General features: G+C 71.0%; 22 protein-coding genes. 10 read left to right on the forward strand and 12 right to left on the reverse strand.

The genetic code is table 11. The features are described 5' to 3' along the window. Positions 1-17: 17 nt before the first annotated feature. A complete protein-coding gene (locus tag LPC04_RS05400; protein ID WP_275681157.1) occupies positions 18-779 on the reverse strand; it encodes a CHASE3 domain-containing protein in 762 nt (253 codons plus the stop codon). A 132-nt stretch (positions 780-911) separates the two neighbouring features. Between LPC04_RS05400 and LPC04_RS05405 the strand changes: the two genes are divergently transcribed. The 4 genes from LPC04_RS05405 to LPC04_RS05420 all read left to right on the forward strand — a co-directional run bounded on the left by LPC04_RS05405 (position 912) and on the right by LPC04_RS05420 (position 3,487). Next, positions 912-1,805 (forward strand): pirin family protein, encoded by an 894-nt coding sequence (locus LPC04_RS05405; protein ID WP_275681158.1) that lies wholly within the window; start codon positions 912-914, stop codon positions 1,803-1,805. Positions 1,806-1,827: 22 nt separating this feature from the next. Beyond that, a complete protein-coding gene (locus tag LPC04_RS05410; protein ID WP_275681159.1) occupies positions 1,828-1,995 on the forward strand; it encodes a hypothetical protein in 168 nt (55 codons plus the stop codon). Next, positions 1,992-2,711 carry a trimeric intracellular cation channel family protein gene (locus LPC04_RS05415; protein ID WP_420854697.1) on the forward strand — a complete coding sequence of 240 codons (720 nt, stop codon included), beginning with the start codon at positions 1,992-1,994 and terminating at the stop codon, positions 2,709-2,711. Before LPC04_RS05410 ends, LPC04_RS05415 begins: the two co-directional genes overlap by 4 nt. Before the next feature lie 68 nt (positions 2,712-2,779). Continuing rightward, entirely contained in the window at positions 2,780-3,487 is a 708-nt protein-coding gene (locus LPC04_RS05420; protein WP_275681160.1) for a glutathione binding-like protein, read from the forward strand. Here the strand turns inward: LPC04_RS05420 and LPC04_RS05425 are convergent, their stop codons facing one another. Beyond that, entirely contained in the window at positions 3,488-4,009 is a 522-nt protein-coding gene (locus tag LPC04_RS05425; RefSeq protein ID WP_275681161.1) for a GNAT family N-acetyltransferase, read from the reverse strand. It lies immediately after the preceding gene. A gap of 10 nt (positions 4,010-4,019) precedes the next feature. Here LPC04_RS05425 and LPC04_RS05430 point away from each other — a divergent pair, with 10 nt between their 5' ends. Further along, positions 4,020-4,331 carry a hypothetical protein gene (locus tag LPC04_RS05430; protein ID WP_275681162.1) on the forward strand — a complete coding sequence of 104 codons (312 nt, stop codon included), beginning with the start codon at positions 4,020-4,022 and terminating at the stop codon, positions 4,329-4,331. Here the strand turns inward: LPC04_RS05430 and LPC04_RS05435 are convergent. After that, on the reverse strand, positions 4,325-4,678 hold the full coding sequence (locus tag LPC04_RS05435) for a low molecular weight protein tyrosine phosphatase family protein (protein WP_275681926.1): 354 nt from the start codon (positions 4,676-4,678) through the stop codon (positions 4,325-4,327). The two genes, LPC04_RS05430 and LPC04_RS05435, sit on opposite strands and share 7 nt — an antisense overlap. Before the next feature lie 249 nt (positions 4,679-4,927). Then, positions 4,928-5,443, reverse strand: a complete 516-nt coding sequence (locus LPC04_RS05440; protein ID WP_275681163.1) for a GNAT family N-acetyltransferase — start codon at positions 5,441-5,443, stop codon at positions 4,928-4,930. A gap of 96 nt (positions 5,444-5,539) precedes the next feature. Between LPC04_RS05440 and LPC04_RS05445 the strand changes: the two genes are divergently transcribed. Together LPC04_RS05445 and fghA are read left to right on the forward strand one after the other, a co-directional pair. Then, on the forward strand, positions 5,540-6,646 hold the full coding sequence (locus LPC04_RS05445) for an S-(hydroxymethyl)glutathione dehydrogenase/class III alcohol dehydrogenase (protein ID WP_275681164.1): 1,107 nt from the start codon (positions 5,540-5,542) through the stop codon (positions 6,644-6,646). A 1-nt stretch (position 6,647) separates the two neighbouring features. Continuing rightward, complete coding sequence (gene fghA, locus LPC04_RS05450) at positions 6,648-7,499, forward strand: S-formylglutathione hydrolase (protein WP_275681165.1); 852 nt, start codon at positions 6,648-6,650, stop codon at positions 7,497-7,499. A 12-nt stretch (positions 7,500-7,511) separates the two neighbouring features. Here the strand turns inward: fghA and LPC04_RS05455 are convergent, their stop codons facing one another. Then, positions 7,512-8,066 (reverse strand): hypothetical protein, encoded by a 555-nt coding sequence (locus tag LPC04_RS05455; protein ID WP_275681166.1) that lies wholly within the window; start codon positions 8,064-8,066, stop codon positions 7,512-7,514. Between the two features lie 56 nt (positions 8,067-8,122). Beyond that, positions 8,123-8,896 carry an anti-sigma factor family protein gene (locus LPC04_RS05460; RefSeq protein WP_275681167.1) on the reverse strand — a complete coding sequence of 258 codons (774 nt, stop codon included), beginning with the start codon at positions 8,894-8,896 and terminating at the stop codon, positions 8,123-8,125. Positions 8,897-9,075: 179 nt separating this feature from the next. On the opposite strand from LPC04_RS05460, the gene LPC04_RS05465 reads away from it, so the two are divergent. Next, a complete protein-coding gene (locus LPC04_RS05465) occupies positions 9,076-9,243 on the forward strand; it encodes a hypothetical protein (protein ID WP_275681168.1) in 168 nt (55 codons plus the stop codon). A 209-nt stretch (positions 9,244-9,452) separates the two neighbouring features. Here the strand turns inward: LPC04_RS05465 and LPC04_RS05470 are convergent, their stop codons facing one another. From LPC04_RS05470 to LPC04_RS05485, 4 genes are all read right to left on the reverse strand, one after another. Next, on the reverse strand, positions 9,453-10,343 hold the full coding sequence (locus LPC04_RS05470) for a cytochrome c (protein WP_275681169.1): 891 nt from the start codon (positions 10,341-10,343) through the stop codon (positions 9,453-9,455). Positions 10,344-10,354: 11 nt separating this feature from the next. Next, positions 10,355-11,233: a metallophosphoesterase gene (locus LPC04_RS05475; RefSeq protein ID WP_275681170.1), complete on the reverse strand. Its 879-nt coding sequence runs from the start codon at positions 11,231-11,233 to the stop codon at positions 10,355-10,357. A gap of 443 nt (positions 11,234-11,676) precedes the next feature. Continuing rightward, positions 11,677-12,480: an anti-sigma factor family protein gene (locus LPC04_RS05480; protein WP_275681171.1), complete on the reverse strand. Its 804-nt coding sequence runs from the start codon at positions 12,478-12,480 to the stop codon at positions 11,677-11,679. Further along, the gene (locus LPC04_RS05485) at positions 12,477-13,052 is read right to left on the reverse strand and encodes a sigma-70 family RNA polymerase sigma factor (protein WP_275681172.1); all 576 of its coding nucleotides are present in this window, start codon (positions 13,050-13,052) and stop codon (positions 12,477-12,479) included. Before LPC04_RS05485 ends, LPC04_RS05480 begins: the two co-directional genes overlap by 4 nt. A gap of 210 nt (positions 13,053-13,262) precedes the next feature. Between LPC04_RS05485 and LPC04_RS05490 the strand changes: the two genes are divergently transcribed. After that, entirely contained in the window at positions 13,263-14,924 is a 1,662-nt protein-coding gene (locus tag LPC04_RS05490) for a 2Fe-2S iron-sulfur cluster-binding protein (RefSeq protein ID WP_275681173.1), read from the forward strand. Positions 14,925-15,042: 118 nt separating this feature from the next. On the opposite strand, the gene LPC04_RS05495 is transcribed toward LPC04_RS05490, so the two are convergent. After that, positions 15,043-15,582: a DUF4148 domain-containing protein gene (locus tag LPC04_RS05495; RefSeq protein WP_275681174.1), complete on the reverse strand. Its 540-nt coding sequence runs from the start codon at positions 15,580-15,582 to the stop codon at positions 15,043-15,045. Between the two features lie 219 nt (positions 15,583-15,801). Here LPC04_RS05495 and LPC04_RS05500 point away from each other — a divergent pair, with 219 nt between their 5' ends. Next, positions 15,802-16,272 (forward strand): hypothetical protein, encoded by a 471-nt coding sequence (locus LPC04_RS05500; protein ID WP_275681175.1) that lies wholly within the window; start codon positions 15,802-15,804, stop codon positions 16,270-16,272. Here LPC04_RS05500 and LPC04_RS05505 read toward each other — a convergent pair. After that, positions 16,227-17,759 carry a UdgX family uracil-DNA binding protein gene (locus LPC04_RS05505; RefSeq protein WP_275681176.1) on the reverse strand — a complete coding sequence of 511 codons (1,533 nt, stop codon included), beginning with the start codon at positions 17,757-17,759 and terminating at the stop codon, positions 16,227-16,229. The two genes, LPC04_RS05500 and LPC04_RS05505, sit on opposite strands and share 46 nt — an antisense overlap. Positions 17,760-17,777: the final 18 nt, after the last annotated feature.

Here is a 17,777-nt window from a genome sequence, read left to right on the forward strand (position 1 = left end):
TATCAGTGTGAACGGCCCTAGGCGGTCGCGGGCTTCGCGGACGACTCGTCGTCCTTGTCGGCGCCGGCGTCAGCCGCGGCCTCGGCCGGCTCGCCGTCCTCGCCGATCGCCGCCTGCCGCCGCGAGTGCACGTGGCGGATGCCCAGCGCGATGACGATGCGCACCGTGACCGACAGCGCCGCGATGAAGATGCCCACCAGCAGCGTGTCGCGCTCGTGCTCGCGCGTGGCGGCCTGGCGTCGCATCAGGAAGCGGCGCTCGTTCTCGGCCAGCACCGTCACCTGCTGGCGCAGCGCCGCCATCGCCTGGCCGCCGTCGCCGTTGCGGATCGCGGCCTGGGCCGCGTTGAAGCCCTGGCTCTGGCGCAGCGAGATCGTCTCGCCGAGCTCGGACAGCTTGGCCGCCACCGCGACGTCGATCTTCGCGAGGTTGGCCTCCTGCGTCTTGCTCGCGACGAGCAGCTCGCGCAGCTTCTCCGAGTCCTCGCTCTCCGACTTCAACGCGGCCTTGAACGCCACCAGGTGCGCGTCGTCGGCGGTGATGATGTAGTCGCGCTCGGCCACGTCGGCGTTCTGGATCGAGATGTAGAGGCCGTCGACGACGTCCAGCACCTGGTAGGCGCGGTCGACCCGCTCGCGGTTCTCGATCGTGAGCTGGTGGTAGTGATAGGACAGGTAGGCGCCCAGCACCACGACCGTCGCCATCGGGATGGCGGCGATCGAATGCCACAGCACCAGCCGCCGGGGCGGCCAGCGCAACGTCTTGAGGAACTGCAACATGGATCATCGACCTTGCATCTGTAGAGTTCCCTGGCAAACCGCAGTCCTGTCGTGTTCACCCTGCTCGCGCAGGCGTCGCGGCGGGCCGCTACCATCGGCCGAATCGCCTCTTCAACGCCCGGAAGGCCTCCCATGCAAGTGATCACGCCCCGCCCGTCCGATCTCGGCGACGGCTTCCTCGTCCACCGCGCGCTGCCGAGCGCCCAGCGGCGCGCCGTCGGGCCCTTCGTCTTCCTCGACCAGTTCGGCCCGGTGCAGTTGGCGCCGGGCACGGGCATGGACGTGCGGCCGCACCCGCACATCGGGCTGGCGACGGTCAGCTACCTGTTCGAGGGCACGATCCTGCACCGCGACAGCCTGGGCAGCGTCGTGCCGATCCGCCCCGGCGAGGTCAACTGGATGACCGCCGGGCGCGGCATCGTGCACTCGGAGCGCTCGCCCGACGAACTGCGCGCCGACGGCCCGCGCCTGTGGGGCCTGCAGTTCTGGGTCGCGCTGCCGCTCGAGCTGGAGCAGTGCCCGCCTGCGTTCGCGCACCACGGCGCCGACGCGATCCCGCGCGTGACGCGCCCGGGCGCGCGCGCGAGCGTCGTGCTGGGCGAGGCGTTCGGCGCGGCGTCGCCGGTGGCGCTGACGTCGCCGATGTTCCTGGTCGACGTCCATCTCGACGCCGGCGCCTCGATCGAGCTGGAGGCCGACTACGCCGAGCGCGCGGCCTACGTGCTGGAAGGCGAGGTGCGCGCCGACGGCGCCGAGGCCGCCACGTCCAGGGAGCACCTCATCGTCTTCGACGCCGGGGAATCCGCGCGCCTCACCGCCGGCGCCGAGCCCGCGCACGTCGTGTTCCTGGGCGGCCCGCCACTGGACGCGCCGCGCTTCATCTGGTGGAACTTCGTGTCCAGCGACCGCGACCTGATCCTCGAGGCCCAGGCCGCGTGGTCGGAGCAGCGCTTCCCCCAAGTGCCGGGCGAGACGGAGTTCATCCCGCTGCCGTCGCGTCCGATGCCGCCCGGCTCGGCGCTCTGATCCCCATCGACGGAGACAGCCCATGCCCAAGATCACGCATCAACCGCCCGCCTCGCCCGCGCCGTCCGACGACGAACTGCTCGACGAGGCGCTGAACGAGACCTTCCCCGCCAGCGACCCGATCGAGCCGCCGCGTCGCGAGAAGCTGCCGCCGGCCGACAAGCCCGGCAGCGACGTCGCAGACGCGTGAGCGCGCCCGCACTCTCGCTGGCGATGCTGAACGGCCACGCGCTGTTCACGGTCCTCGACCTCGCCGGCACCTTCGCGTTCGCGCTCAGCGGCGCGGCAGCGGCGCGCGAGCGCGGGCTGGACTGGTTCGGCGTGCTCGTCGTCGCGTTCACCGTGGCCTGCGGCGGCGGCGTGCTGCGCGACCTGTGCATCGGCGCCATCCCGCCGGCCGGCCTCGCGGACTGGCGCTACCTGGCCACGGCCGTCGTGGCCGCGGTGCTGACGATGGCGTCGCACGGGCTCGTGGAACGCCTGGCCCATCCGGTGGTGCTGTTCGACACGCTGGGCCTGGGGCTGTTCGCCGTCACCGGCGCGCAGAAGGCGTTGCTGTCCGGGTCGAACGGCGAGGTCGCGGTGCTGATGGGCATGGTCACGGCCGTGGGCGGCGGCGTCGCGCGCGACGTGCTGCTCAATCGCGTGCCGGTCATCCTGCAGCGCGAGATCTACGCCTCGGCCGCGCTGGTGGGTGCGGCCATCGCGACCGGCGGCGACCTGCTGGGACTCGAGTCGCCCGCGCTCACCTGGGGCGCGGTCGCCGCGTGCTTCGCGCTGCGCATGCTGTCGCTGCGCTATCGCTGGAACCTGCCTCGTTTCAAGCGCAAGCCGCGTCTGGAGGACGCAACCTCGCGTTTTCAACGCGAGGGGCGGGCGGACGCCGGCGACTCGCTGTCGGAGTAGTCCCGCGCCGGCAAGGTCATCCGCGGCAGAACAGAATCGCCGCTCGTTTCGACCTGGAGGCTTTCACGATGACCGATCTTTCCGATTTCGCGATCACGAAGAAGTGGCCCGCGGCCCATCCCGACCGCCTGCAGCTGTATTCGCTGCCGACGCCCAACGGCGTGAAGGTGTCGATCGCGCTCGAGGAAACCGGCCTGGCCTACGAACCGCACCTGGTGCGCTTCGACGCCAACGACCAGATGTCGCCCGAGTTCCTGTCGCTCAACCCGAACAACAAGATCCCGGCCATCATCGATCCGAACGGGCCGGGCGGCAGGCCGCTGGCGCTGTTCGAATCCGGCGCGATCCTCGTCTACATCGCCGGCAAGACGGGCCAGCTGATGCCCGCCGACGACGCCGCGCGCTACGAGACGCTGCAGTGGGTGATGTTCCAGATGGGCGGCATCGGCCCGATGTTCGGCCAGCTCGGCTTCTTCCACAAGTTCGCAGGCAAGGACTACGAGGACAAGCGCCCGCGCGACCGCTACGTCGCCGAGTCGCGCCGCCTGCTCGCCGTGCTGGACAAGCACCTCGAAGGCCGCCGCTGGATCATGGGCGACGAATACACGATCGCCGACATCGCGAGCTTCCCGTGGATCCGCAACCTCGTCGGCTTCTACGAGGCCGGCGGGCTGGTGGGCTTCGACGACTTCGCCAACGTCAAGCGCGTGCTTGCGGCCTTCCTCGAGCGGCCGGCGGTGGTGCGCGGCCTCGACGTCCCGAAGCGGCCGGCCTGATCAACGCGGCGCGCGTTCGAACTGCCAGGTGCTGACGCCGCGCCGGAAGCCCAGCGATTCGTAGACATCGATGGCGACGTCCGTCGGATCGGCCACCATCGCCAGCGTGCGCAGGTCCATCGCCTCGAAGCCGTGGCGGCAGGCGGCGTGCACGAGCGCCGTGCACAGGCCGCGCCGGCGCCAGGCCGGATGCGTGGACACGTACTGGAAGCGGCCGAGCCGCTCGTCGCTCGCGGCGTCGCGAAACAGGCCGCAGGACGCGGCCAGCACGGGGCGGCCGTCGACATTCGCGACCAGTCCGAGCCAATGTCCCAGCCCGGCGCGCTGCATCGCCGCGTAGCGCTGCATCTGGCGCTCGGCGAACGCGCGATAGCCCGCGGGCTCGTCGCGCGATTCGTCGACGGCCACCTGCTTGTCGACGACGGCGGCGCTGTCGCGCGCCAGGTCCAGCACCTGGAACTCGACGCCCGCGGGCAGCCGCTTGGGCGACGCGCGCAGCCGCTCGCGCGTCAGCGTCAGCACGGTCGCCTCGTTGAGTTCGAAGCCCGCGGCGGCGAACTCGTTCGGCAGCGCGAGCCGCCCGGGCACGTCGACGCCGAAGGCGCGAGGCCGGCTGGCGCGACGCGATCTCCTCGTCGAACAGCGCCATCCAGCGCTCGAAGTCGCCCGGCCCCGGCGCGTGCTGGAACAGCAGGAAGTTGCCCCACCAGTAGGTCGGGTTGGCGGGCGTCAGGACGCGCAGGTGGCTGCCACGGTCAGCGACCTGGCCGTCGAAGCGGGCGAAGATCAGGTCGGTGCGCCAGCCCAGCGACAGGCCGGCGTCGACCGCTTCGGCGGTCATTGATCCAGGCCCAGCAGGGCCGCGACCGGCGCGCCCAGCAGCGCGACGAGTTCGGGATCCATGTAGCGGTAGTCGTCGGGGATGTCGAGCACGTACAAAGGCTTGTGCTGCAGCAGCGCGCGATGCTCGGACAGCAGCCGCGACTTGTGCTTGTCCTCCATCACGAGGACGACGTCCGCCCACGCGAGGTCGGTCTCCGAGACCAGGTGCCGCGCGCCGCTGGAGGTGCCCGCCGAACGCGCGTTGACGCGCGGATCGCGCCGCCACACCTGCTCGGCCGTCGGGCTGCGCCACTGGTTGCGGCTGCAGACGAACAGCAGGTTGAGCCGCTCGCTGGGAAGGTGGCTCAGGGCGCCGACGGGATCGCGCAGCCGCAGCGACTCCGCCAGCGTCTCGGCGCGGCGCAGGAACTGGCCGCTGAGGGTCGTCTTGTCCGGCATTCAGCCGCTCTCGCCGGTTGCACGAATCGTCGTCATCGCGGAGGCTCCTGACGTTGCCGCGCCTCGTCGGAAATGGGCGCATTGGAGGAGGATCGTCGGAGCTGGACCTGTCGTCGTCAATCGCGTGCGGCTGCCAAGCTAGGGATGATGTTGCGCCGGCTACGACGAGGCCGGCGCGAAGCGCAGGTGCATCTGCAGCTCGTCGCGCGACTCGCCGTGCAGCCGGGTCGCATCGGCCTCGCGCGCGAACACGACGAAGCCCAGCGATTCGTACAAGGCGATCGCGGCCACGTTGGCGGCGTCGACGCTCAGCGTGACCTTGGCGATGCCCGGTGTCGCTCGCGCGAGCGCCAGCGCCGCCTGCATCAGCTCGCGCGCGACGCCATGCCCGCGCGCGCCGGCGGCCACGTACATGCCCCAGACCTGGGCCTTGTGGGCGGCCTGCAGCAGGACCTCGCGCGCCAGGCCGGTGATGCCCACCAGGGCGTGGCCGTCGAACGCGCCGAAGACCGCCTGGCCCGGCGCCTCGACCAGCCGGGATTCGAAGGCCGCCAGCGGCAGGTCGCGCTCCTCGACGTGGCTGGTGGCGAAGGCCTCGGGCGTGTCGAGCAGCGCGGCCAGGCGCAAGTCGCGAAAGGCCGGGGCATCGGATGCGGACAGTCTGCGAATGTTCATGAGTTTTGGGCTACCCTGCGCGCTCGGTCGTGTCGGCGCCGTCGCGGCGAGTCTAGCGACCCCTCATATGCCTCGCAGCCATCCTGGAGAAACGCCATGAAGACCCGTGCAGCCGTCGCCTGGAAGGCCGGCGCCCCGTTGAGCATCGAGACCGTCGACCTCGAAGGCCCGAAGGCCGGCGAGGTGCTGGTCGAGGTCAAGGCCACCGGCATCTGCCACACCGACCAGTTCACGCTGTCGGGCGCCGACCCCGAAGGCCTGTTCCCGGCCATCCTCGGCCACGAGGGCGCGGGCGTGGTGGTGGACGTCGGCCCCGGCGTGACGACGCTGCGCCGCGACGACCACGTCATCCCGCTCTACACGCCGGAATGCCGCCAGTGCAAGTTCTGCCTGTCGCGCAAGACCAACCTGTGCCAGCAGATCCGCTCCACGCAAGGCCGCGGCCTGATGCCGGACGCGACCAGCCGCTTCTCGCTGGACGGCCGGCCCATCCTGCACTACATGGGCACGTCCACGTTCAGCAACTACATCGTCGTGCCCGAGATCGCGCTCGCGAAGATCCGCCCGGACGCGCCGTTCGACAAGGTCTGCTACATCGGCTGCGGCGTCACGACGGGCGTGGGCGCGGTGCTGTTCACGGCCAAGGTGGAGGCCGGCGCCAACGTCGTCGTGTTCGGCCTCGGCGGCATCGGCCTGAACGTGATCCAGGGCGCGAAGATGGTGGGCGCCGGCAAGATCATCGGCGTCGACATCAACCCGGCGCGCGAGGCGATGGCGCGCCAGTTCGGCATGACCGACTTCATCAACCCGAAGGACGTGCCCAACGTCGTCGACACCATCGTGCAGCTGACCGACGGCGGCGCGGACTACAGCTTCGAATGCGTCGGCAACACCACGCTGATGCGCCAGGCGCTCGAGTGCTGCCACAAGGGCTGGGGCAAGAGCGTGATCATCGGCGTGGCCGGTGCGGGCCAGGAGATCTCGACGCGGCCGTTCCAGCTCGTCACCGGCCGCGAATGGAAGGGCTCGGCCTTCGGCGGCGCGCGCGGGCGCACCGACGTGCCGAAGATCGTCGACTGGTACATGGACGGCAAGATCGCCATCGACCCGCTGATCACGCACACGCTCAAGCTCGAGGAGATCAACCACGGCTTCGAGCTGATGGAGCGCGGCGAGTCGATCCGCTCGGTGGTCGTGTACTGAGATGGCCGACCTCGAGACGCTGTCCGAGCACGCCTGCTTCGGCGGCCTGCAGGGCTTTTATCGCCACGCGTCGGAGACGATCGGCCTGGCCATGAAGGTCGGCGTGTTCCTGCCGCCGCAGGCGATCGCGGGCGCGCGGGTGCCGGCGCTGGTCTGGCTGGCCGGACTCACCTGCACCGAGGAGACCTTCGCGATCAAGGCCGGCGCGCAGCGCGCGGCCGCGGAGCTGGGCCTGATGCTGGTGACGCCCGACACCAGCCCGCGCGACACCGGCGTCGCTGGCGCCGACGCGAGCTGGGACTTCGGCAACGGCGCCGGCTTCTACCTCGACGCCACGCAGTCCCCGTGGGCCGGGCGCTGGCGCATGGAGAGCTACGTCACGCGCGAGCTGCCGGCGCTGCTGGCCGCGCACTTTCCGTGGCGCACCGACCGCCTGGGGCTGTTCGGCCACTCGATGGGCGGCCACGGCGCGTTGACGCTCGCGCTGCGCCATCCCGGCGCGTACCGCAGCGTGTCGGCGTTCGCCCCGGTGGCGGCGCCGATGCAGTGTCCGTGGGGCGTCAAGGCGTTCACGAACTATCTCGGCGACGACCGCGCCGCCTGGGCCGCGCACGATGCCACCGAGCTCGTGAAGTCCGGCGCTCGGGCGCCGGCGCTGCTGGTCGACCAGGGCCTGGCCGACAAGTTCCTGGCGGAGCAGCTGCACGTCGATCGCTTCGAGGCCGCCTGCCGCGCCGCGGGACAGTCGCTGACGCTGCGTCGACATCCCGGCTACGACCACGGCTACTTCTTCATCGCCAGCTTCGTCGAGGATCACCTGCGCTTCCACGCGGACGCGTTGAACGCCGCGTGAGTCCGCTGCGCGTCACGCGCGCCGGCGTTGGCGCCAGCCGACGGCGGCGCCCGCCAGCATGAATGCGGCCGCCTCGGCGAACAGGCGCAGGCCGCGTTCGTACGAGGCCTGTGCCGCGGACTCGGCGGCCTTCTCGTCGCGCACGAACTGCTCGCGCGCGCGCTCCTGGTCCGGCGCCGGCACGAACGGCGTGCGCGCGCCTTGCGCGTCGACCACCGCGATGTGGCCGCCCTCGAACAGGTAGGCCACCGTGGCCGCCTGGTAGCTCAGCGCCGTGCGCTGCTCCGGCGATGACGCGGCCTTCTCCCAGCCACCCGCGGGCTCGCGGCCGTGCAGCGCGACGGCGGCCAGCTTGTCGGCCTGCAGCGCGCGCACCGAGTGCATCACGTTCAGGTTCAACCAGGCGTCCGCGACCGGCGGGATCAGGCCGATCGCGACCATCAGCGCGGCGCGGCGCGTCATGCCCTCGCGCACCAGCCGGCGGCAGCCGTCGAAGACCACCAGCAGCGCGGCCGCGAGCAGGGCCTGCTCCGCGAGGAGTTCCAGCCAGCCAATCCAGTGAGTCATCGGGAGAATGTGACTGCAGTCGGGAGGAGCATTGTCGATGGATTTCGACATCGTGCTCAGGAGGCGTCGACGGCCTGCCTGAGTCCTTCGACGAACGCGGCCAGCGGCTTTCGCGACAGGTCGGACACCACGCACCAGCGCAGCCCGCCGTGCGTCCAGTGGCTCACCGTGTAGCCGCGCAGCGAGCTCGTGCTGACGGCGTCGTCGCCGGTCGTCATCGGCAGCACGAAGACATCGACGACGTGGCCGTCGAGACGGTAGACCATCGCTGCCGTGGATCGTCCCTCCAGGCTGTCGATGCGGCCACCCAGCAGCCCGGCCTCGACCACGCTGTTGTCGGCGCCGGGCGACGCGTAGAACGGCAGCCGCGTGGACAGCCACGCCGCGACCGCCCCGCGATCGGGCGACGACAGGTCAACGAGGCGAGCTTGGCGCGTGGCGCGGACATGGCTCGTGACGGCGGCGTCCATCAGGCGCTCATCGGGGTCGGCCTTCGGCATGAAGGCAACCAGGCCCCACGCCGCGAGGCCGGCGACCGCGATCGCCGCGGCAGCCCGCGCCCATCCAAACCGCCATCGCGCGGGACGCGGCGCGGGTGCGGCCCCGCGCGCGAGGACGGCGGCGAGGCGCAGCCGCTCGGCCAGGCGTTCCGGCGCGGGGTACAGGACGGCATGCGCGTGGACGGCGTCGCGCACCCGCCTCAACGCGTGCAGCTCGGAGCGCAGGCCGGCGTCGGAGCGCAGCGCCGCGCGCGTCGCCCGTTGCTGCGACTCGTCCAGCGCGCCGTCCAGGAAGGCGCTCAGCCGCTGCGATTCGAAGTTGGATTCCATCGATGAAACCTACCTCGCGACACGCGCCGTTATTCCCGTGGCGCGCAGAGGCCCTGGGCGCCGCGGCGCTTCGGGGCGCGCCCGAAATATCGCCAGTGTCGCGCGGGTATGGAAGGTAGCGACGCAGGAAGCATCGGCTGCGAGCGCCGCGACATCGTCCACCCCCTCAAGGAAAAACCATGCGTCTCTTCTTCATCGCCTCCGCGCTGCTGGCCCTGGCCGGCTGCGCGCAGTTCGCTCCGACCACGCCGCAGGACCCGGTGGCGGCCCAGGCCGTCCGGGATGCCAAGGCCGCGCAGTGCGCGACCATGGTCGGCGAGGACCGCCTCGTCTGCTATCCGCTCTGAGCGCGACGCCACCCGTAGGGCGGGTTAGCCGCAGGCGTAACCCGCCGTTCGCCGGCGTTGCCGACTGGCCGATATGGCGGGTTACGCCTGCGGCTAACCCGCCCTACGTGCCTCTGACAGGGAGCCTGTCAGGAATTTTGTGTGCGCGGCAAAACATGACCCCGAACAGCAATTTCGCGAGCAAGGTCGGCGCCGTCGTGGCCTCGCACTCACTTCTTCGCCGGCGGCTTCGGAGGCGGGTCGACGTGGATCGGCGGCAGGCTCTTGATGTAGACCGCCATCGCATGGCGATCGGCGTCGGTCAGCTTCGACGTGCCGCGCACGACCGCCTTCATGCCCGAGCCCACCAGGTCGGAGTCCGGCGTCATGCCGGTCTTGAGCAAGTTCTGGATGTCCGCGACCGACCAGTCGCCGATGCCCGTCGCGACGTCGGAGGTGATGTTGGGCGCGTTCTGGCCGTCGGGGCCGCCGACGTTGCCGGAGAACGCCATCGAGGCCTTCATCGCGCCGAGCGCGTTGCGCGGCGTGTGGCACTCGCCGCAGTGGCCGACGGCGTGGACGAGGTAGTCGCCTCGGTTCCACTCGGCGCTCTTCGTCGGATCGGGCGCCTTGACGCCCTCGCTGAAGAACAGCGTGCGCCAACCCAGGAGCAACGGGCGCCAGTCGAACGGCGCCTTCGCCGCGTGCGGCTTGTCGGGCGCGGCCACGGGCGGCAGCGTCATCAGGTAGGCGTAGAGGTCGGCGGTGTCGCTGTCGGTGAGCCGGGTGAACGACGTGTACGGGAAGACGGGGAACAGGTATTCGCCGTGCTTGCCGACGCCTTCGCGCAGCGCGCGCTGGAACTCGGCCTGGCTCCAGCTGCCGATGCCGTAGCGCTTGTCGGGCGTGATGTTGGGCGCGCGGAACGTGCCGAACGGCGTGTCGAGCCCGAGGCCGCCCGACGGGTCGGCGCTGGTGCCGTTGCCGGCATGGCAGCCGCTGCAGTCGCTCGCCTCGAACAGGTACTTGCCGCGCGCGACCGCCGCCGGGTCGGCAGCGTGGGCCGCGGCCACCGCGCCGGCGAGTCCGGCGGCGACGATCGTCGCAAGGGTCTTGCTCATGGACGAGGCTCTCAGGCGAGCGGGTGCGTCGTCGGCTTGCCCGTGCCGGCGTGCTCGGCGACGGCGTTGTAGCCCAGGCCCTTGAACGGATGCGCGGCGTCCCAGGGCACCGGCGTCCGCTTGGGCTGCGAGCCCGCCAGCGGGAACGGGAAGATGAGCGACTCGGCCGCGTGGTGCGCGATCTTGCCGGTCATCTCGTGGTGCTCCTGGTGGATGTGGCCGAAGAACACGGTGGTGTTCTGGTACGGCGTCAGGATGTCGATCGCCTTGGCGCCGTCCTTGGTCGCCCAGTCCCATTGCGGATAGAGGTCGAACAGCGGGCGATGCGCGAAGACGACGACCGGCGCGGACTTGTCGAACTTCGCCAGGTCGGCATGCAGCCATTCCAGCTGCTTCTCGCCGATGAGGCCGTTCGGGTCGGAGACGTTGTCGAGCGCGACGAAGTGCACGCCCTTGTGGTCGAAGCTGTAGAAGCCGTCGCCGAAGATGTGCTTGTACATCTCGCCGTTGTCGAGGCCGGCGTCGTTCTCGCCGGGGATGAAGCGCACGTCCTTGACCTTCAGCTCGCCGACGATGGACTTGAACTCCTCCATGCGGCGCTGGCGCTCCTTGTCGTCGGACGCGGCGTGCGTCAGGTCGCCGGTGAACATGATGAAGTCGGGCTGGTGGTCGAGGCTGTTGACCGCGGCGACGGCCTTGCGCAGCGTGTTGTGCGCCTCCGGGTTCGGCGGGCCTTCGAAACCCCAATGGGTATCGGTCATCTGCACGAAGCTGAAGTCCTGGCCGGCCGCGGCCATGGCCCGGCCCCACGGGCCCAGGCCGCTGGCCAGCACCGCGCCGCCCAGGCCGGCGAGTTTGAGGAAGTCACGACGTTCGAACTGGCTGCGCATGGGCATCACTCCAAGGATGAGCGTCGGAAATCGACGCCGTCCCTGCGAATACCGCGGCCTGCTTCGATCTATTCCCGGCCGACGCGAAAATAGATTCATCGCCGATGTGTGGGGAGATTCTCGAGGCGTGTTGCCCGCCCCTTGCGCGGGCGGTTTGTGGCGAGCGTCGTGGCGCTGACAGGCTGGACAGGGGTCGATCGCTCCGGCGCCTCGGGCATCTGAGCCCCGCCTGAACGGCGGGTCTCCGCGCGCCGTTCAGGCCGGAGTCAGATGCCCGAGGCGCCGGAAAATGAGGCCCCTGCTCTCCCTGCCGCTGAAGATCCGCGAGCCAGCAACCGCCGGCGCGCAGCGCGGGCAAAAACAATGCCACCCGCAAACCGCCGATGACCCAAAGAAAGGCCGCGCGGGCGGCCTTGGGAAACGCGGGCCAGGAGACCCGCCCGCTAGCGCTGCTCGTCGCCGCGCTGGATCGCCTGCACCACGGTCTGGAACTCCTCGGCGTTGACGTCCGAGATGACCCAGTGCGCCATGCCGCCGTAGGACCAGTGCGCGGTGCGGAAGCCCTTTTCCTGCGAGAAGGCCGGCTTGCCGTCCGCGGCCTTGGTCGGCCAGATGAACGAATTGACCACGTGCGGGCCCTGCTTGTAGACCAGCGCCGCGACGGGCCGGCCATCGAGGTAGTCGACGCGCCCCCCCAGGAACTCCGAGCCCGTGAGCTGCAGCTCGCTGACCGGCGGCGAGAAGCCGAGCCGGGTGGACAGGAAGGGCTTGACCTGGTGGTGGTCGGACGACGAGACGTCGACGAGATGCTGGCCCAGCGTCGAGCGGACGTGGCTCGCGACGACGTCGTCCTCGAGCTGCTGTTCCGCGAACGAGTGCGAGGCCGACATGTTGACGAAGAACGCCGCCGCGCCCGCCACCGCGAAGGCGCTGGCCATCGGCTTCCAGGCGAACCACTCGCCCAGCACCTCGCCGAGCGAGCGCCCGGCCTTGCGAGGCGCGGGCGCCGCGGCAGGCGCGGGCGCCGCCGCGCGACCCATCTGCGCAAGGAGGCGTTGGCGCAGTGCGTCGGGCGCGGCGTGGTACGACGCCTCCTTGACCGACTCGCGAAGCGCGCGCGCCTCGTCGACCTGCTGGCGCAACTGCGGCTCGGCCTCGTAGCGGCGCTCCATCTCGAGCTGGTCGGACAGGTCGAGCTCGCCGTCGATGAAGGCCCCGATGCGTTCGTGTTCGTTCAGTTGATTCATTTCTGGGCACCCCCACTGGCGCTGACAGGCACGGTGTGCAGGAGCGGTCGGACCTTGGGCGTCAGGGCGACGCGGAGCAGGCCGCGCGCCCGGGCGAGGCGGGACATCACGGTGCCGATCGGGATCTCCGCGATGCGCGCGATGTCGCTGTACGAGAAGTCCTCCAGCTCGCGCAGCACGAGAACCTCGCGATAGGCCACCGGCAGCGCCGCGATCGCCGCGTTCAGCTGCTCGCGATCCGACCTGCGAAGGGCGATGACGTGCGGCTCGTCCGCCGCGGGCGCGGGGAAGTCCTGCCAGGCGTCGTCGGCGTCGTCCAGGATGACGCGTTCGGACGGCCGGTTGGTCTTCAGCCACGTGTAGTACGTGTTGCGGACGATCTGCAGCAGCCAGGCGCGGGCGCCTTCGGCGCGCAGGCCCTGGATGTAGCGCATCGCGCGCATCGTCGCGTCCTGCACGATGTCCTGGGCGTCGTGGTCGTCGCGGGTCAGCCAGCGCGCCAGGTTGTAGGCGGCGTCGAGATGGGGCATCGCCAGCAGCTCGAAGCGCCGCCAGTTCTCTTCATCGTTCATGGGGCGAACCTTTCTTCCTCACTTGACCGGGCGAGGCGATGGTTTATTCCCGATACATGACAGGAATGCTGGGGCAAGCGACTTCGAGGGAATTCCCGGGAACGCGCGCAAGTATCCATCGCAAGCCCTTTCTTGGGCAGGGGCGCGCATCGGGGCAAGATCGCGGACGCGGCGCCGGCGCTGACGGCGATTCTGGAAGAAGGAACCGGGATGGAGCCGAGCGCGAGGACGGGACTGTCGAGGCGCGACCTGCGGCTGGCGAGCGGGCTGCTGCTGTTCGGCTACATCGCGCTGCACCTGGCCAACCATGCGCTGGGGCTGGTCTCGCTCGACGTCGCCGAGCGCGCGCTGGCCATCGCCGCGGCGTTCTGGCACGGCGGCTTCGGCAGCGTGCTGCTGTACGGCGCCTTCGCGATCCACCTCGCGCTCGCCTTCGACGCCATCTACGCGCGCCGGACGCTGCGCATGGCCCCGGCCGACCTGGTGCGCGTCTTCCTCGGGCTCGGCATTCCGACGCTGCTGATCGGCCATGCGGTCGGCACGCGACTGGCGTGGCAGATCTACGGCGAGTCGACGGCCTACTCGCGCGTGATCGGCTCGCTGCTGGCCGCCGACGGCCAGGGCCGCCAGCTCGCGCTGCTGGTGCCGGGCTGGCTGCATGGCTGCATCGGCGTCCATTTCGCGCTGGTGCGGCGGCCGACGTACCAGCGGCTGCGGCCCGTGCTGTTCGCGCTGGCCCTGCTGCTGCCGGTGCTGGGCGCGCTCGGGTTCCTGGCGATGGCGCGCGAGCTGCAGACGGCCGCGGTCATGCATGCGCTGTCCGCCGTGACGCCGACGCGCGCCAGCCAGCCGGTGCTGGCGAGCGTCCGACAGGCCGTCCTCGGGGTCTATGCCGGCGCCTGCGCGCTGGTGTTCGTGTCGCGCTGGGGCCGGTCGTGGCAGGAGCGGCGCGCGGGCTCGACGGTGCGCATCCGCTATCCCGAGCGGTCGGCGGTGGTGCCGCGCGGGTGGTCGGTGCTCGAGGCGAGCCGCAGCCACCATGTGCCCCACGTGGCCGCGTGCGGCGGGCGCGCGCGCTGCTCGACATGCCGCGTCCGCATCGTGGACGGCGACGCGCACTGCCCCGCGCCCGGCGACATGGAGAGCGCCACGCTGCGCCGTATCCATGCGGCGCCGGACGTCCGGCTGGCGTGCCAGCTGCGGCCCACCGGCGACGTGGCGGTCATCCCGGTGCTCGCTCCCGCGGGCACAGGCCGCCATCCCGCGGCAAGCGCACCGGCCGTCGAGAAGGCGCTCGCGTTCGCCTGCGTCCGCTGGAACAACTTCCACGCGCTGTCGCAGACGATGCTGGCCCAGGACGAGGTGTTCCTCGTCGCCCGGTTCCGGCGCAGCGTGGAGAGCGCGACGCACGCGCGAAAGGCGGCGATCTGCAACATCACCGGCGACAGCGTCACCCTGGCGTTCGGCGTTGCAGGAAGACCCGACCAGGCGTGTCGCGAGGCGCTGCTGGCGGCACGCGCCATCGAGCAGGCACTGGACACGCTGGCCGACGTCTGCGCCCGCCAATTCGGCGCGCGGCCCGAGTTCGGGATCTGCGTGCACGTCGGCATCGCGGCGCTGAGCGATGTGGACGGCGCAGTGCCGCATCAACGCGTGGCCGCAGGACCCGCGGTGCGCGAGACCCAAGGGCTGCAACAGGCGGTGCTGCGACAAGAAGAGAAGATCGTCCTCTCGACCGACCTGCTGCGTCACGCCGGCGCGGAGGCCTGGATGCCGGGCGGGGTCGAGGCTCGCCGCGTCGAGGGATCGACGCACCCCGCCGCGATGGCGGTGCCCTCGCTGCAGGGCATCGACCGGTACCTCGGCGCCTGAGGCGCGGGGTCGTCGGGCGTCCGAGTCCTTCGGGCCCACGACGCAAGGCGCCTGCAGCGGATCACGCGGGTCCGGCTGCAGGCGCAAGTGGGTGGATCGAGTCAGGATGCCGCAGGCTTCACTGCGCGGCGGTGGCCGCACCGGAAGCCGGCATCGCGGCGGCCAGCGTCCGAGGTGCCACGCCGTTCGCACGCGCCTTGGCGTAGCGCTGCGGGAACGCTTCGTTCATCTTCAGGCCGCTGTCGCCCGGGGCGAGGATGTCGCCCGTGCGAACCGCTTCGGCGTATTCCTCGCGCACCTGTTCGCGCGTCTCGCCCGCGGCCACGGCGTTGGCGGGATAGCGTTGCGGATCCAGCTCGTTCTCCTTCAGGCCCAGGTCGCCGCTGCGGACGATGTCGCCGCTGCGCACGGCCGCCTGGTATTCCGCGACCACCTGCGCACGCGTCTTGCGCTCCTCGGCCGCCTTGGGATAGCGATCCGGGTAGATCTCGTTGAGCTTCAGCCCCGAGTCGCCGGGCGCCAGGATGTCGCCCGCGCGGACCGCTGCCTGGTATTCGGCCTTGACCTGTTCGCGGGTCAGCGGCGTCTGGCCGTGCGCGGCGCCTGCGGCGAACGTTGAGGCGAGGACGAGAGCGAGCGAGGTCTGGAGGGTTTTCATGTCGGTTCCTTTGGTTGTCCGGAGGGAGCCGGCGAACACGTCTCGCCAGCCGTGAAGACCGCGTGGCCTTCCCTCGAGATACCGCCGATGTCTCGCCGATATTTCGCGCGCCGCAGAGTCGGTGACGGCGTCAGCGTCTTTCGACGACGGCGGGAATATCGCGGCCCTCGCGCGAGTCTTCATCGCGACGCCCGTCGATGACGACGGCAGGAGACGACGATGCAGGGACACGCGGAATGGGAGCTCCTGAGCGCGCTCGCCGACGGCGAGCTTGACGACGGCGCGCGGCTTCGCCTCGTCGACGCGATGAACCGTGACGTGCGGCTGCAGGCCCGCTATCGCCGGCTCGAATTCCTGCGCGCCTGGACACGTCGCGCCGCGACGCGCCACGGCGCTCCGCGCGGGCTTCGCCGGCAGATCGGCTGCAGGCGATGGCCGCGCGGGCAGGCAGGATTCGCGCGGCGGCTGCTGGCGGCGTGGCGTCGCTGGTCGAACTGGTCGAACCCTGCACGTCGCGCGTGGCGTGCCGCAGCGAGTCGTCTGATGTTGATCACGCCGGGATCGCATGGCGTTGGCCGCGCGCCGGCCAGGCCGGCGTCACGAACGACACGGCCTGGCGACAACCCATCGACCGGACGCGTCGGTCAGGCAGGCGCGACGCCGGGTTCATCCACGCGCTCCATCACGTAGCGATCGGCCTGGGCGAGGCTGGCCATCCATCGCTGCCGCATCGACGCCTGCCGCGACGGCTCCGCGCGCAGGATCGCCGCCGGATGCAGGCACACCAGCACCGGCGTGCCGTCGGGACGCGGCAGCCATCGGCCCTCGTTTGCGGTGACCGCGACGTCGCTTCCCAGCAGGCTGCGCACCGCCGTCGCGCCGAGCGCCACGATGGCCCGCGGGCGCAGCGCCTCGATCTCGGCCTCGAGCCAGTGCAGGCAGGCCATCGCCTCGCGCTGGCCGGGCGTCTTGTGGATGCGCCGCTTGCCGCGCAGTTCGTGATGGAAGTGCTTGACCGCGTTGGTGAGATAGAGCGCCGACGACGGCCAGCCCCGCTCGGCGATCGCGCCGCGCAGCAACTGGCCCGCCGGGCCCTGGAACGGCTTGCCGCGCAAGTCCTCCTGGTCGCCGGGCTGCTCGCCGACCAGCATCACGCGGGCGCCGAGCTCGCCTTCGCCGAAGACGGTCTGCGTGGCCGAGTCGGCGCCGGGGCAGTCGCGACAACGCGCGGCCTGGCGCGCCAGCCCGTCGAGCGACATCGGTACGCCGGTGGGTGCCGTCGTCGTTTCGGTGGCCTCGAGTTGTCCGCGACGCCGCGTTCGCGCGACGCCGCCATCGTCGACCATGCGCTGCTCGCGCCGCGGCGCCTGCGCCAGCAATTCGGGCACCGTGGCCGCCTCCGGCAGGTTCTTCCAGAAGCGCACGGGCATCTCCTTCTTCATCATCGCCACCTTCACGCGGGCGGGATTGAAGATGCTGCGGTAGTAGGCCAGCCACAAGGCCTCGCCCGCGTCGGCGGCGGGCGCGTCCTCCTGCCGCGCGCCGGGGCCGAACGACAGCGCGCGGCCATCCCATTCGACGCTGGCCCGCGGCGTGAGGATGGCCCAGCGCATCGTCGCGAAGCGGCGCGCGAAGAATGGCGCCGCGGCTTCCAGCACGTGGTGTACCGGTTCGAACCACGCGACGTGGCGGACCGACGCCGCGCTCGCCACGCCGTCGCGAGCCGCGTCCTCGCCGTCCTCCGCGAGCTCCGGGACTTCGACCCGGGTGAACCGCACGAACGCATGCATCTTGTGGATCTCGCGCCGCACCTCTCGATGAAGGCGCTCGAACTGCAGGCGATCCTCGTGCAGCGGATCGGCCCAGGCGCGCGCATCGTCCGCGATGCGCGCGGCCAGGCGATGGATCAGCGGTAGCCGCCGCGGGTCGGCATGCAGGAAGACCTCGCGCGCGGCATCGACGAACGTCCGGGGCAGGGACATCGCCGCATCGCCCGACATCGCGCCTGCGCGGCGTACGTCGCCGGCCTCGAACAGGTCAGGCGTGCCGCCGTCGTCGCCGTCGACACGCCAACGCACGCATTCCGGCGCCACGCCTTCCGCGCGCAACGCCCGCACGGCCCGCGCGAAGCCCGGCCAGTCGACGACCGAGTCGAGGCGAACGGTGATCGCCGCCATGGACAGGCGCATCCGAGC

The organism is Scleromatobacter humisilvae (genome assembly GCF_023231945.1).
Classification (GTDB): domain Bacteria; phylum Pseudomonadota; class Gammaproteobacteria; order Burkholderiales; family Burkholderiaceae_C; genus Scleromatobacter; species Scleromatobacter humisilvae.